Source organism: Streptomyces sp. NPDC008137 (assembly GCF_042957035.1).
GTDB lineage: Bacteria > Actinomycetota > Actinomycetes > Streptomycetales > Streptomycetaceae > Streptomyces.
Map to the genome: position 1 here is coordinate 129,913 of NZ_JBIBHN010000005.1, position 13,791 is coordinate 143,703.

Annotated in this window: 8 protein-coding genes; 1 reads left to right on the forward strand and 7 read right to left on the reverse strand. The window is 72.9% G+C overall.

Going from position 1 to position 13,791, the window contains the following annotated elements:
* Positions 1-31 precede the first annotated feature (31 nt).
* From fxsT to ACFZBT_RS10510, 6 genes are all read right to left on the reverse strand, one after another.
* On the reverse strand, positions 32-4,588 hold the full coding sequence (gene fxsT / locus ACFZBT_RS10485; protein ID WP_391100966.1) for an FxSxx-COOH system tetratricopeptide repeat protein: 4,557 nt from the start codon (positions 4,586-4,588) through the stop codon (positions 32-34).
* A 1-nt stretch (position 4,589) separates the two neighbouring features.
* Complete coding sequence (locus ACFZBT_RS10490; RefSeq protein WP_391100968.1) at positions 4,590-5,708, reverse strand: MoxR family ATPase; 1,119 nt, start codon at positions 5,706-5,708, stop codon at positions 4,590-4,592.
* Entirely contained in the window at positions 5,705-7,255 is a 1,551-nt protein-coding gene (locus tag ACFZBT_RS10495) for a hypothetical protein (protein WP_391100971.1), read from the reverse strand. The genes ACFZBT_RS10490 and ACFZBT_RS10495 overlap by 4 nt, the downstream gene beginning before the upstream one ends.
* A 179-nt stretch (positions 7,256-7,434) precedes the next feature.
* Positions 7,435-9,978, reverse strand: coding sequence for a polynucleotide kinase-phosphatase (locus ACFZBT_RS10500; protein WP_391100973.1), 2,544 nt, complete (start codon positions 9,976-9,978; stop codon positions 7,435-7,437).
* Positions 9,975-11,438, reverse strand: a complete 1,464-nt coding sequence (locus ACFZBT_RS10505) for a 3' terminal RNA ribose 2'-O-methyltransferase Hen1 (protein ID WP_391100976.1) — start codon at positions 11,436-11,438, stop codon at positions 9,975-9,977. Before ACFZBT_RS10505 ends, ACFZBT_RS10500 begins: the two co-directional genes overlap by 4 nt.
* Before the next feature lie 178 nt (positions 11,439-11,616).
* Positions 11,617-12,540: a TIGR03560 family F420-dependent LLM class oxidoreductase gene (locus ACFZBT_RS10510; RefSeq protein WP_391100979.1), complete on the reverse strand. Its 924-nt coding sequence runs from the start codon at positions 12,538-12,540 to the stop codon at positions 11,617-11,619.
* A gap of 239 nt (positions 12,541-12,779) precedes the next feature.
* Between ACFZBT_RS10510 and ACFZBT_RS10515 the strand changes: the two genes are divergently transcribed.
* Entirely contained in the window at positions 12,780-12,953 is a 174-nt protein-coding gene (locus ACFZBT_RS10515) for a hypothetical protein (RefSeq protein ID WP_382498243.1), read from the forward strand.
* 313 nt (positions 12,954-13,266) lie between these two features.
* Here the strand turns inward: ACFZBT_RS10515 and ACFZBT_RS10520 are convergent, their stop codons facing one another.
* Positions 13,267-13,737 (reverse strand): DUF6099 family protein, encoded by a 471-nt coding sequence (locus ACFZBT_RS10520; protein WP_215118006.1) that lies wholly within the window; start codon positions 13,735-13,737, stop codon positions 13,267-13,269.
* Between the last annotated feature and the right edge of the window lie 54 nt (positions 13,738-13,791).

A 13,791-nucleotide genomic window follows, 5' to 3' on the forward strand; every position in this document is an offset into this window, starting at 1 on the left:
ACACGGGTGCCACCCCGGACGAGACAGCGGACTACAGCGGCATCGGCGCCATGTCGCACTCGATACGGCGGCCCTGGCGTGCGGCCACATGCCAGGGGTGGTCGGCACGCACCACACGGGAGAAGCCGTCCGTCGCCTTGCGCTGCAGTTCGTCGGCCTCCGCCCTGCGGCCCAGGCCGCGCAGGTCGAGGCCGAGGTTGGCCATGCAGGCCAGCGTCAGCGGGTGCTCCTCGCCGGCGATCTCGGCGAGCAGCGGCAGATTGGCCTCGTCGATCTCGTGCGCCCGCTCGAAGTCGACGCGTGCGTAGGCCGTGTTGGCCCGGCCGATGGCGACGGTCAGCGTGGTGATGTGCCGGGGGCCCACACCCGCGGACAGCCGGCGCTCCGCGTCGTCCTCCAGCTCCTGAGCCTGGTCCAGTGCGCCGAGGGCACGCAGGGTGGCGGCCAGGTTCGCCTTGGTCAGGAGGGTGTACGCGTGGCTCTCACCGAGGCGCTGCTCGAATCGCCGCAGCGTCTCCTCCGCCAGCTCCCGGGAGCCGTCGAGGTCACCGTTCAGGCGCCGGTCGACGGAGACGTTGGTCGCCGACGACACCGCGTCGAAGTGGTCCCTTCCGTAGCGGGAGACGAAGCGCCGCAGCGTCTCGTCCGAGAGCTTGGCCGCCTCTTCGTGGGCCCCGTCCCGGCGTCGGCAGACCGCGAGATTGCGGGCGATGCGCAAAGTGAGGGGATGTTCCTCACCGAGTTCGGCGCGCGCCCGGCGGTACGCGTCCTCCTGGAAGTCGCGGGCGCCGGGATAGTCCCCGCTCTCGCGCATGTCGATGGAGAGCGCGTTGAGGGTGTTGAGGGTGAAGAAGCTGGCGGGGCCGAACAGCAGCTCGCGCTGCTGGGCGTTCTCCTGGTCCAGCGGCAGGGCCTCCCTGAACCGGCCGCACAACCGCAGAGCGACTCCCCAGGCGTGGGTGGCACGCAGCGTCATCGGATCGTCCGGACCGAACAGGGACCGGGCCAGCTCGGTGGCCTCCTGCGTCAGCGCCCGGGCCTCCTCGAACCCGCCCTGATAACCGCGGGCGTCCGCCATCTCGCACAGCGAGTCGATCAGGTTCTCCGAGTCGATGTCGGTGCGGCGCGAGATCTCCAGGGCCTTCTCGGTGAGCGGGATGGACTCGGGGACCTGGCCGTTCTGCCGCAACAGGAAGCCGAGGCTCTTCGTCATCCGGAGGACGTGGAGGTCCTCCTCGCCCGAGGACCCGAGCCAGGCGCTCCAGGCCTGGCGGGCGAAGTCCGCGGCGCCGACGTGGTCTCCCCAGTAGTAGAGGAACCACACCGTGTCGAAGACCAGCTCCCGCACATAGGTGTCGGTGCTCGTCACGGCCTGTGAGGTGAGCACGTGGGGCAGCAGCGCCTGATACGCGCGCCATTCCAGTGACGAACCGGAGGGGCCGGGCTTGGCGGCCGACAGCAGCTGATGCGCGGCGTCGCGCATCCGCTCCCGCTCCTCGGCGCTCAGCTTGGCCAGGAGCACCGTCTGCAGCAGACGGTGCATCTGGAGGGTGTCGGACCGCGGGTCCACCCGGACCAGGGAGAACTGGCTCAGGTCGCGGACGGCGCGGTTGAGTTTGATCGATTCCCTCAGGAGGGGATCGACCTCGGGCGTGACGTTGACGCCGCGGCTGCCGCGCAGCATCGCCCTCGGGATGGGCTCGGGGGCCATGCTGGCGCAGATGTCCAGCAGCTGCCGGGCGCCGGGGTTGTTCTCCTTGATCCGCTCCAGCGAGATGTCCCATGCGGCGGCGACCGAGACCGGATAGTCGGGAGCCGGGTCGAGTTCGAGGATCTCGGGACTGCGCTGCGCGAGCAGATCGAGGTACTCGTCGACCTGCATGCCGGTCACCGCGCGCCAGGCTCCCGCCTGCTCCACCGCGAGCGGCAGGTCACCCAGCGCCTCGGCGAGCCGCCCGGCGTCGTCGACGGTCAGGTCGGGCGAGCGCCGCTGCAGCAGCTCGATCGACTCCTCGCGCTCGAACACGTTGACCGGCAGCGACGTGGCCACCCTCTCCCAGGCCCGGTTCCGGGACGTGACGATGACCTTGCCCGGTCCGTTGGCCGGAAAGTACTGGCGCACCGTGTCGACGTCCTCGGCGTTGTCGAAGACGAGCAGCCAGCTGTCGTACGGCGTCCCGGTGCTCAGCGCCTCCAGCACGGCGGGCACGGCGGTGTTGGCGGCGGGGGCGCCGAGGCTGTCCTGGCCGGTGGGGGCGACGCCCAGCTGTGCCGCCAGCTGGGCCAGCGCGGCGAGGATGAGGCTCTCCCGCTCGGCGGGGATCCAGCAGATCACCCGATAGTCGTGCTGGTGGGTGTAGACGTACTCGAGTGCCAGCTGGGACTTGCCGACGCCACCGAGGCCGTGCAGGGCGTTGGGCAGCACCGCCGCCGTGTCCTGAGCCCCCAGCTGCTCCTCCACGGCACTCAGCAGCGCCTGCCGGCCGACGAACGAGGTGTTGCGCAGAGGCACGTTCACCAGGAGGGCGGCGGGCGTTCCGGTCGTGGTGCTCGGCATGGGGGGCTCAGCCTCCGAGGGTTCTTGTGGGATGGCGTCGGATACCAGGGGTGGCACGGGTGGTTCTCCAGCTTCTTGGGGGGTCTTCGACGGTGGCAGACTTCCCGTTCCGTCGGACAATCCCCCAGGAGCCGCGCGGTTCACCTCAGAAGTTGTAACTCCGGACATTCCCGGACTCACTCGTTCGGCGTCACCGGGCCCTCGGGCCCTGGACAGACCGGGCTCGATACGGCGGGCCCGCTCGGAGTACGGGCCCGAGAGCGCGCGCATCACGGCCAGCTCGCTGCGCGCCCAGCCCCGCTCGGACGGGTCGGGCAGCGTGGCGCCCATCGGGTCGCGCAGGGCGGCACGCAGGGCGACACCCCGGGCGCCCGCGGCGGGCAGTTCGCCCACCACGCTGACGGTGTGGGCGAGTTGGCTGCGGGTGGTGGTGGCGAGCAGTTCCTCGCGGACTCCGTCGGCGAACTCGGGGCGCCCCTCGCCGCCGGTGTCCCAGTCGATCAGCCCGCCCATCAGGATCTCGGCGAGGTGGTCCGGGCCGGTCTCCGGCATGGTGCGCCGCCGCAGCTGCTCCACGAGGTCGAACTCGAAGGGGATGGTGGCGAGTTGGGCGGCCAGTCGGCGAGCCGCCGGAGTGGCCAGGGTGAAGAACCGGCGGACGGCGGCTTTGGCGGCGTGCGGGAAGCGCGGGGCGCGCAGGCCCGGTGCGGGCGATCCCTTGGTGAGGGTGCCGGCCAGCACGACGGGCAGGGCGCGGCGCACTCCGCGTTCCCCGGTGACGAGGTCGGCCCAGGCCGCGAGGGAGCCGGGTTTCAGGGAGAGCACGGGGACGGGCACGGAGCCGTCGCCGGCGTCGGGCAGCGGTCGCAGGGGGTCGGGGCCGCCGGGCGGCGCCCAGTGCTCGAGTCCGTCGTTGGCGGCGCCGAATCCGCCCGCCTCCAGAACGGCCGGATACGGGTAGAGCGAGGCGCGGTGGCGCAGGTGCGGCGGGAGCAGGTGCACCAGGGCCGTGGGGCCGGCGTGGGCGAGCCGGGCGAGCAAGTCGTCGGCGGCGGGTGAGGCCCAGCCGTGGGCGAGCCCGTCGGTGACCACGAGGAAGACGCGGTCGCCGCGTCCGTCGAGGAGTTCGGCGGGGTCGGCGGCGGCCCGGCCGGCGCTCCAGCGCAGGGTGGCGGTCCCGGTGCGCGGCACGTTCACCCGGACCGTCCGCACGGCCCGGAAGGCGCCGCTGTGCTCGGCGGCCTGGGCGAGACGGGCGGTGGACTCCTCCCAGATCCGCAGGGTCGGCGCGTCGTCGACCAGCAGGACCAGGTCGAACGCGGCCGTCCGGGCGGGACGCAGGAACGGCATCCACATGCCGTCGATGATCCCCTGCTCGGCCGTGGTCTCCTCGTCGAGTTCGAGGGTGTCGCGGGACGGCACACGGCGGGCCAGCTGGTGCAGGGCGCGGGCGAACCGGGCGGTGGTGCGGCCCGGGGCCTGCCGCGGGCGGTCGTCGGCGGGCAGCAGCGGCTGCCCGAGGCGCAGGGTGAGGCGGCCCCCGGCGTCGGGTAACAGGCGCGCCGAGGAGCCCTGCTCTGCGGGCGGGGCGGCGCCGCTCCCCGGCCGGTCGTCGGGGCCGTCGGGGGTGGCCGGCCCACCGGCATCGGCGGGCGGGCGCGGGGCGCGTACCGCGTCGGGGGCGGTGTCAGGGGAGGGGTCCGGCCGGCCGGCCGGTGGGGTGTCCGGCCGGTCCGCGTCGTCCGTTTCCCGCGGGCGTACGGGAGAAGGGGCGGGGGCTGCCGTCCGGCCCGGCGCCGGTTCCGCTCCGGAGGGGGCCGGGCCGCCGTGGCGGTTCCAGTGCGCGGCGAGCCAGACCGCGTCGGCGACGTCCTGCCAGCGCGGGAGGGACTGTTCCAGGGCGGGCGGTACCGCCACTCCGTGCTCAGCCGCCTGGTCGGCGGATTCGGGCAACGCCGAAGGAGGCGACGACCCCGAAACGGGAAATCCGTCGCCGAGCCCGGATGCGTGCTCCCTGGGATAGCCCTTCAATTCAGCGGCCCTTCGCGAGGTCGCGCAGGAGCATTTCCACGAGCTTACGCCCGTCACCATCCGCCTGGAAACCACCCGCGGTCGTCATCTGGACAGCGTTGAGCAACTGGTCCAGGGAGTGGGTTCCGCCGGCCTGGACCCGCTGAACGAACAGGTCGACGAGGTCTTCGGTGCCCTGCGGACGGGTTCCGAGGTGCCCTTCGACCATGGCCAGGAGTTGCTCCCGGGTGGGCGTGCGCATCTCCAGCGGCAGGCAGCGCCGGCGGAAGGCCGCGGGGAATTCCCGCTCTCCGTTGCTGGTGATCACCACGACCGGGAACTCCCGGCACTCGACCCGCCCGTCGCGCACCTCGGCACGGCCCCCGGGGTCGCTGGTGTGGACACGCGCGCTGTCCGCGGCGTCGCGTACCAGCTCGGGGACGTCATAGCTTCCGTTCTCCAGGACGTGCAACAGGTCGTTCGGCAGGTCGATGTCGCTCTTGTCGAGCTCGTCGACGAGAAGCACACGGGGACGATCGTAGGGCAGCAGCGCGGTCCCCAGGGGGCCGAGAGTGAGGAAGTCCCCCAGAACCGGGGGAAGTTGACGAGGATTTTGAGGAAGCGCGGTGTTGACGTCCGCGGCCGGCACGGCGTCGTCGTCCGGTTCCGGCGGCACGGCGCCGTCCGGTTCCAGGGACGCGGCGTGCCGCAGGCCCGCCCGCCAGGCGGCGATGGCCTGGGCGCGGCCCATGGCGTCGTGGGCGTAGAGGCCCTCGCGCAGGGTGGTGCGGCTGACGATGTTCCACTCCAGGACCCTGCCGAGGCCGAGTTCGCGGGAGATGAGGTAGGCGAGGGTGGACTTGCCGACACCGGGCGGGCCGGTGATCAGCAGGGGCCGGCGCAGCAACAGTGCGGCGTTGACGACGTCGATCTCCTCCTCGCCCAGCTGCGGGGTGACGTCGCCGGGGCCCAGCCGGCGCAGCGCGGCCTGGGGGTCGGCCGCCGGCACGGGTTGGGCCGGGTCACCCCGGAACCGGCGCCAGGGCGGCGGCGCGGGCAGGTCGGGCGGGACGGCGGGGGCGCTGCCCGTGCCGTGGAAGACCCGCCAGCCGTTCGGGACCGTCTGCTCCTGCCCGCTCATGCGGATGCCTCCTCGCTGGCGAGATCGCCTGGGTCGGTGGGCTGGAAGTCAACGGGACGTGTCGGATCGTCCCAGAGAAAGCCGATGTGCCGGCCGAGCAGCTCGCCGGGGCCCCGGCCCTCGCTCTCGGCGTTCCTGCGCAGGAGGTGGACGGCCACCGGGATCCTCGCCGGTGTAGGCGCCGCGGCGAACAGGGCGGTCACCACTTCCCGGCGCTCCTCGCGGAAGACGCCTCTGCGGTCCCAGATCGCGAGCCCCACCCCCTCCGCTATGGCGGCCTTGAGGGCCTCCAGTGCCAGGACGTCGGCCGGGGCGTCGAGCACCACCGCCGTATGTCTTGGTTCCCCGGCGAGCCCGGCCTGCCACGCGCCGAGCCGGCCACCGTCCGGTTCGCGCCAGCCGTGCACCAGGACGCCGTGCTCGCGCAGGGTTCGCCAACGCTCCCGCCACTGGTCCCGGACCAGGGCGTCGTCCGTGCGCATCCGCTCCAGACTGCGCAGGTGCACCCCGTACTTCAGGCTGAGCGGCAGCGGCTGCCCGTCACCGATCCGGAAGGTGAGACCGGCCACATCGTGGTTGAGGAGGTCGTACGGAAGGACGAACTCGATGTACGGCGGTGGCTGCCGGCGTCCGCCCGGGTCGGGGTCGCGGGGCGCCGACCAGAGGCGGGCGCCCTGCCGTAACGCGCGCTGGACGGCCGGGCCCAGCTCGTCGAGGGTGGTCGTGGCGGGTTCGCCGGGCTGCGGGTCCCAGCGGCCCGGGACGGTGTTGAGCCAGGGGCGGACGACGATCTCGCCGGAACCGTCCCGTGCCGGTTCGACGGCGACGACGAGGCAGCGCGGGATGTCCGGGTCGCTCTCGGTCGTGTCGCGGGCCTTGCGGCGTTCCTCCACCGGTCCGGTCAGGCCCGCGCGCCGGGCCCAGTCGTCGGTCCAGCCGGACAGGGCGGCGCGGTGCCCGGGGGTGGCGGCGAGCCGGGCGGCGTGGTCGATCAGGAGGACGGCGGGGGGCAGTCCGTCCGGCTGCACGTTCCAGTCCAGGACGTGCGCGAGGAGTTGTTCCGGGGCGAGTCCGGTGGGCAGGTCGAGGCCGTTGAGTTCCTCGACCAGGGCGTCGCGCAGCCGGGCGGCGGGGAGTTCGCCCTTGGCGAGGACGGCGCGGGCGCTGGTCTCGTCGGCGCGGGAGAGGGGCCCCTGGAGGGCGGGGGGCGGGGCGGGCGCGAGCCACTGGTCGAGCAGTCGGTCGAGTTCGTCGCCCGCCAGTTCGCCTTCGAGGATCCGCACCACCTCGACCAGTACGCGTTCGCCGCCCGGCATGTTCAGCGCGGCGCGCGTCAGCAGCACCACGTCCTCGCGCAGCTTGACGCCGCGCAGGTCGATCCGGCGCCCCAGCAGGTCTCCCAGGACGACACCGAAGTGCAGCCGCCCCTGCGCGTCCTCCATGCAGCTCAGGACGCACAGGGCGTTGGTCAGCCCCAGCAGCAGCCGTAAGCCGTCCGCACGCCCGGACCCGCCCTCGGGTTCGCCGAACCCCGCGTGTGTCTCCACCGACTTTCCCCCTGAGCCGGTATACCTGCCTGATCGACCAGCGAAGTTAGCACGGCAACCAGCGGTTAACCAGGGACGAATGGGACCGGAAGGGCGACGTCCGGCCAGGATCACCCCAGGCGGGACAAGCCTGGCCGGATTCGATCGGGCCCGGGCGCCGCGGACGTCGCCCTAGCGGCTCACAGCCTCGGGTCCACCGGCTCCGATTCCAGGGCCAGTACACCGAAGACCGCCTCGTGCACGCGCCACAGCGGTTCGCCTTCGGCCAGCCGGTCCAGGGCCTCCAGCCCCAGGGCGTACTCGCGGATCGCCAGGGACCGCTTGTGGTTGAGGAACCGTGAGCGCAGCCGGGCCAGGTTCTCCGGGCGGGTGTACTCGGGGCCGTAGATGATCCGCAGGTACTCGCGGCCCCGGCACTTGATGCCGGGCTGGACGAGGCGGCCCTGGGGGTCGCGGACGAGGGCGCCGATCGGCTTGACGACCATGCCCTCGCCGCCGCGGCCGGTCATCTCAAGCCACCAGTCGACTCCGGCCCGGACGGACTCGGGGTCGGCCGTGTCGACGTACAGCCGACGGGTGGTCCGGAGCAGTCCGCTGCCGTCGTGCTCGACGAGCCGGTCGAGCAGGGCGAGCTGCTCGTCGTGCGGCAGGGCGGCGAGGCTGCGGCCCTGGACCGCGAGGACCTGGAACGGCGCCAAGTGGACGCCGTCCAGACCGTCCGTGGTCCAGCAGTAGCGGCGGTACGCCTCGGTGAAGGCGGCGGCGTCGGCGGAGCGTTCGCGGGTACGGGCCAGCAGGCCCGTCACGTCCACGCCGCGTGCGGCCGTGCCCTCCAGCGCCGCCAGCGCGCCCGGCAGCACCGCGCCGGAGGCGGCGCCCACCGCCGCGTACTGCGACCGCAGCAGCCCGGACGCCTTCAGCGACCAGGGCATCAGCTCGGCGTCCAGCAGCAGCCAGTCGGTGGCCAGTTCGTCCCAGAGGCCGGCCTCGCCGATCGCCGTGCGCACCCGGTCGAGGATCTCCTCGGTGAGGGCGTCGTCGTCGAGGAACGGGCGGCCGGTGCGGGTGTAGAGGGACCCGGCGGGCCCTCCCCCGCCCCCGAAGTGCTTGCGCGCCGCGTCGGCGTCCCGGCACACCAGGGCCACCGCACGCGAACCCATGTGCTTCTCCTCGCACACGACCCGCTGGACGCCGTCCGCCGCGTACTGCGCGAAGGCCTCCACCGGGTGCTCGAGGTAGCCGTCGGCCTTGCTGGTCGCCGTCGGCGCCATGGTCGGCGGGAGGTACGGCAGCAGCCGCGGGTCCACCGCGAAGCGGCTCATCACCTCCAGGGCCGCCGCCGCGTTCTCCTCGCGGATCGAGATCCGGCCCTGGTGCCGGGTCTCCACGACCCGGCGGCCCTGTACGTCCGCCAGGTCCAGCGGACGGCCGTCCTGCCCGCCGGGGGCCTCGGTGAGCAGCGGCTTCACCGGCTCGTACCAGACGCGCTCCGCCGGTACGTCGACCAGCTCGCGCTCCGGCCAGCGCAGCGCGGTGAGCTTGCCGCCGAAGACGGCGCCCGTGTCCAGGCAGATGGTGTTGTTGAGCCAGGTGGCCTCCGGGACGGGGGTGTGGCCGTAGACGACGGCGGCGCGGCCCCGGTAGTCCTCCGCCCACGGGTAGCGCACCGGCAGCCCGAACTCGTCGGTCTCCCCGGTGGTGTCGCCGTACAGGGCGTGGCTGCGGACCCGGCCGGAGGTGCGGCCGTGGTACTTCTCGGGCAGCCCGGCGTGGCAGACGACCAGCCGGCCGCCGTCGAGGACGTAGTGGCTGACGAGGCCGTCGAGGAACTCCCGTACCTCGGCGACGAACTCCTCGCTCTCGCCCGCCATCTGCTCGATGGTCTCGGCGAGGCCGTGGGTCTGCTGGACCTTGCGACCGCGCAGGTGGCGGCCGTACTTGTTCTCGTGGTTGCCGGGCACGCACAGGGCGTTGCCGGACTTCACCATCGCCATGACGCGGCGCAGCACGCCCGGGCTGTCGGGGCCGCGGTCGACCAGGTCGCCGACGAAGACGGCGGTACGGCCCTCGGGGTGCACTCCGTCGGTGTAGCCCAGCTTGCCGAGCAGCGTCTCCAGTTCGGCGGCGCAGCCGTGGATGTCGCCGACGATGTCGAAGGGGCCGGTGAGGTGGGTCAGGTCGTTGAAGCGCTTCTCGGTGACGATCGTGGCGTGCTCGACCTCGTCGACGCCGCGCAGGACGTGCACCTTGCGGAAGCCCTCGCGCTCCAGGTGCCTGAGGGAGCGGCGCAGCTCCCTGGTGTGGCGCTGGATCACCCGGCGGGGCATGTCCGCGCGGTCGGTGCGGCCCGCGTTGCGCTCGGCGCACACCTCCTCGGGCACGTCGAGCACGACGGCTATCGGCAGGACGTCGTACTGCCTGGCCAGGTCGATCAGCTGGCGGCGGGCGTCGGGCTGCACGCTGGTCGCGTCCACGACCGTGCGGCGGCCGGCGGCGAGGCGCTTGCCCGCGATGTAGTGCAGGACGTCGAAGGCGTCCTTGGTGGCGCTCTGGTCGTTCTCGTCGTCCGAGACGAGACCGCGGCAGAAGTCGGACGAGATGATCTCGGTGGACTTGAAGTGCCTGCGGGCGAACGTGGACTTGCCGGAGCCGGAGGCGCCGACGAGCACCACCAGGGAGAGGTCGGTGACGGGCAGGACCCGTCCCTCGCGTACGTCGGTCATGCCGCCTTCGCCTCCTTCGGTGTGGTCAGGGTGAACACGGCCATCTGGGTGGGCGGGCCCACCTCGGGGTCGTCGGGGCCCACGGGTGTGAACTCGGCCGTGTAGCCGTGCCGTTCGGCGACCGCCTCCGCCCAGGAGCGGAACTCTGCGCGGGTCCATTCGAAGCGGTGGTCGCGGTGGCGGACGTGGCCGGCCGGGAGGCTCTCCCAGCGCACGTTGTACTCGACGTTGGGCGTTGTCACGAGGACCGTGCGCGGGCGGGCCGAGCCGAACACGGCGTACTCCAGGGCCGGCAGCCGGGGCAGGTCGAGGTGCTCGATGACCTCGCTGAGCACGGCGGCGTCATAGCCCTTGATCCGCCGGTCGGTGTAGGCGAGCGAGCCCTGGAAGAGCTTGACGCGCGCGGCCTGCCGCTCCCCCATGCGGTCCAGCTTGAGCCGCCGGGAGGCGATGGTCAGCGCCCGCATCGACACGTCCACGCCCACGATCTCGGTGAACGCCGGGTCCTTGAGCAGGGTCTGCACCAACTGGCCCTGCCCGCAGCCGAGGTCCAGGACGCGGGCCGCCCCGGACGCCTTGAGCGCCTCGGTGATGGCCTCCCGGCGCTGCACGGCCAGCGGGGTCGGCCGCTCCTCCATCTCGGTCTCCGCCTCGACCGCGTTGTCGATCTCCTCGACCTCGCTGTCGTCCGTCTCGGCCAGCCGCACCAGCTCCAGCCGCTCCGTCGCGGCACGGGTCAGCGACCAGCGGCGCGAGAGGTAGCGGCTGGTGATCAGCTTCTGCTCCGGGTGGCCGGGCAGCCAGCCCTCACCGGCACGCAGCAACTTGTCGACCTCGTCGGGGGCGACCCAGTAGTGCTTGGCGTCGTCCAGGACCGGGAGCAGGACGTAGAGGTGGCGCAGGGCCTCGGCGAGGGTACGGTCCGTGGACTCCAGTTCGAGCCGGACGTAGCGGGAGTCCCCCCACTGCGGGAACTCGGTGTCCAGCGGCACGGGCTCGGCGGTGACCGTCCAGCCCAGCGGCTCGAAGAGCCGCCGTACGAGCCCGGGGCCGCCGCGGGCGGGCAGCGCCGGTACCTCGACACGCAACGGCCGGGGTACGGCGGGCAGTTCGGGCCGGGCGTTGCAGACGCCCTTCATCGCGCTGGAGAAGACGTTGCTCAGTGCCACGGCGAGCAGGGAGGAGGCCGCGTAGGGGCGGTCGTTGACGTACTGCGCGAGTGCCGCGTCCGGGGCACCGCCCCGGCCCTTGCCCTTGCCGCGCCTGACCAGTGCCACCGCGTCCACCTCCAGCAACAGCGCCGCCGTGCAGCGCTCGGCTGTCGCCTCGGGGTAGAGGACGTGGGCCGTGCCGTAGGAGGTGGAGAACGTCTGGGCCTTCTCGGGGTGCTTGTGCAGGAGGAAGCCGAGATCGGTGGCGGGGCGTTCCGGGGTGCCGGTCGTGGTGATGGTCAGAAACACGGTGGGTCGACCTCTGATCAGTGGCCTGAACTGCGGGTACGCCCACACCGTACAGAGCGGGCACCGGCAGCACCCGGGAATTTCGCCGGCCGCCCGGTCGCCCTCGAGCCCTGGCGGAGGCCCGGCGGATCGCGCTCCTCGGCCCGACCCGCCGGACGGCCGGCCTGCCGCGCCCGCTTTACGACAGCTGCGACTGCACCTGCGAGGAGATCAGCTCCAGGTGGTCGAGGTCGTCCAGGTCGAGGATCTGGAGGTAGATCCGCTGAGCGCCGATCTCGGCGTAGCGGCCGATCTTGTCGACGACCTCGGACGGGGAGCCGGCCAGGCCGTTGAGCCTCAGCTCGTCGGACTCGCGGCCGATCGCGGCGGCGCGGCGGGCGATCTCCGCCTCGTCCCGGCCGACGCAGACGACGAGGGCGTTGGAGTAGGTCAGGTCGTCGCCGGCGCGGCCCGCCTCCTCGGCGGCGGCACGCACCCGGCCGAACTGGCGCTCGCTGTCCTCGACGGAGGCGAAGGGCATGTTGAACTCGTCGGCGTACTTCGCGGCCAGCCGCGGGGTGCGGCTGGCTCCGTGGCCGCCGATCAGCACGGGGATCTTCTGCTGCGCGGGCTTGGGCAGCGCGGGAGAGTCCGTGAGGTCGTAGTGGGTGCCGTGGAAGTCGAAGGTCTTGCCCAGTTCCGTCGCCCAGAGGCCGGTGACGATCTCCAGCTGCTCCTCGAGGCGGGAGAACTTCTCCTTCGGGAACGGGATGCCGTAGGCCTTGTGCTCCTCCTCGAACCATCCGGCGCCGAGGCCGAGTTCGACGCGGCCGCCGGACATCTGGTCGACCTGCGCGACCTGGATGGCGAGCACACCGGGCAGCCGGAAGGTGCCGGCGGTCATCAGGGTGCCGAGCCGGATGCGCTTGGTCTCGCGGGCGAGTCCGGCCAGGGTGAGCCAGGCGTCGGTGGGGCCGGGGAGGCCGTCGCCGCCGCCCATGCGGAGGTAGTGGTCCGAGCGGAAGAAGGCGTCGAAGCCGAGGTCCTCGGTGGCCTTGGCGACGGTGAGCAGCGTGTCATAGGTAGCCCCCTGCTGGGGCTCGGTGAAGATGCGGAGTTCCATGCTTCCATCCTGCACGCCGGGGGTGCGGGGCGAGGTGATCGGTCCCCCGTCCCACAGCGTCCCCGGTCGGGTGAAATTACCTGCATACCGCTGGCCCCGCGCGCCCCGGCCAGTGACCGGCCCCGGTGGTGATCGTTGGCTCGGGCGGAGCCGGAGCCCCCGGCTTCCGCGCCGGCCGGCGACCGCCGGGGCGTCACCCGCGTCGGCCTCCCCGGGGGCCATGGGCCGAGGAGGCCGTCATGTCCGAAGAGACCGTGCCGCAGCAGGGCGGTACCGGGCAGCCGAAAGGGCTGTTGCAGCAGATGGAGGAGCTGATGGCGGCGTTGAACGCAGATTTGTCGGCGTTGGACGCGGATCTTCAGGCAGCGGGGGATGCCGGCCGGGGGCCGGGCGAAGAGGGGTCTGTGGGCTGAGGGCCGGGGGCGGGGGTGTTCGGGGTGACGGCGTTGCCCTGGGGGCCGCGGGGAACGGCGCGAACACCCCCCACCGGCCCGCACCCGGACGGCGACCGCCCGGCCTAGGGCCTGTCGTTTGGATCACGCCGCAGACGCGGGGTCTGGCACGCGCATCTGCCGCGTTGTCGTCGGTTGCCGACTCCCCCACGCTCGGCTTCGCTCGCGCGGGCGGGGCCCCCATCGCGTCGACGCCCTCCTCCGCCTTGCAGCTGCACGCACCAGACCCCGCTCAAGGCGTGTCGCCCGTCACCAACGTCCCCGGACAGCACACCTAGCCCGCCTCCCGCTCCGGCACCACCTGCTCGCGGTCCGCGAGTCTGCGGAGCATTTCGAGGACGCGGTCGCGGGACTCGTCCGCCGCGTCGATGGCCTCCATGCACTGCCAGTACGTGCCTTCGTCGTCCGCGGCGCAGGCGAGGCCGACGAGGGCGATGCCGACCTCGCCGAGGAGGCCGCCGAGGAACATCAGGGTGTGGCGGGCGTCGCCCAACTCGGTGAGCTGGCCCGCCCGCAGCTCACCGGGGGCCAGTTCGGGCGGGTCCAGGACGCCGCAGCCCCGGCCCGCCAGCTCCGTCAATCCCAGTGCCTCGCCGCGTAGTTCGGGCGGTCCGGCGACCGCGAGGCGGCTGCCGATCGCCTGCGCGAGGGCCTGTGCCTGCCACACCTCGGCCAGGATCTCCCGCTGGTCCCCGCCCACGGCCAGGGACCGCCTGCTCGTCACGATGAGCCGCACCGCGTCCATGCGCTGCCCCGTCTGTCCCGACGCGCTTGCGCGCGTACGCCTGCCCGAACTCCC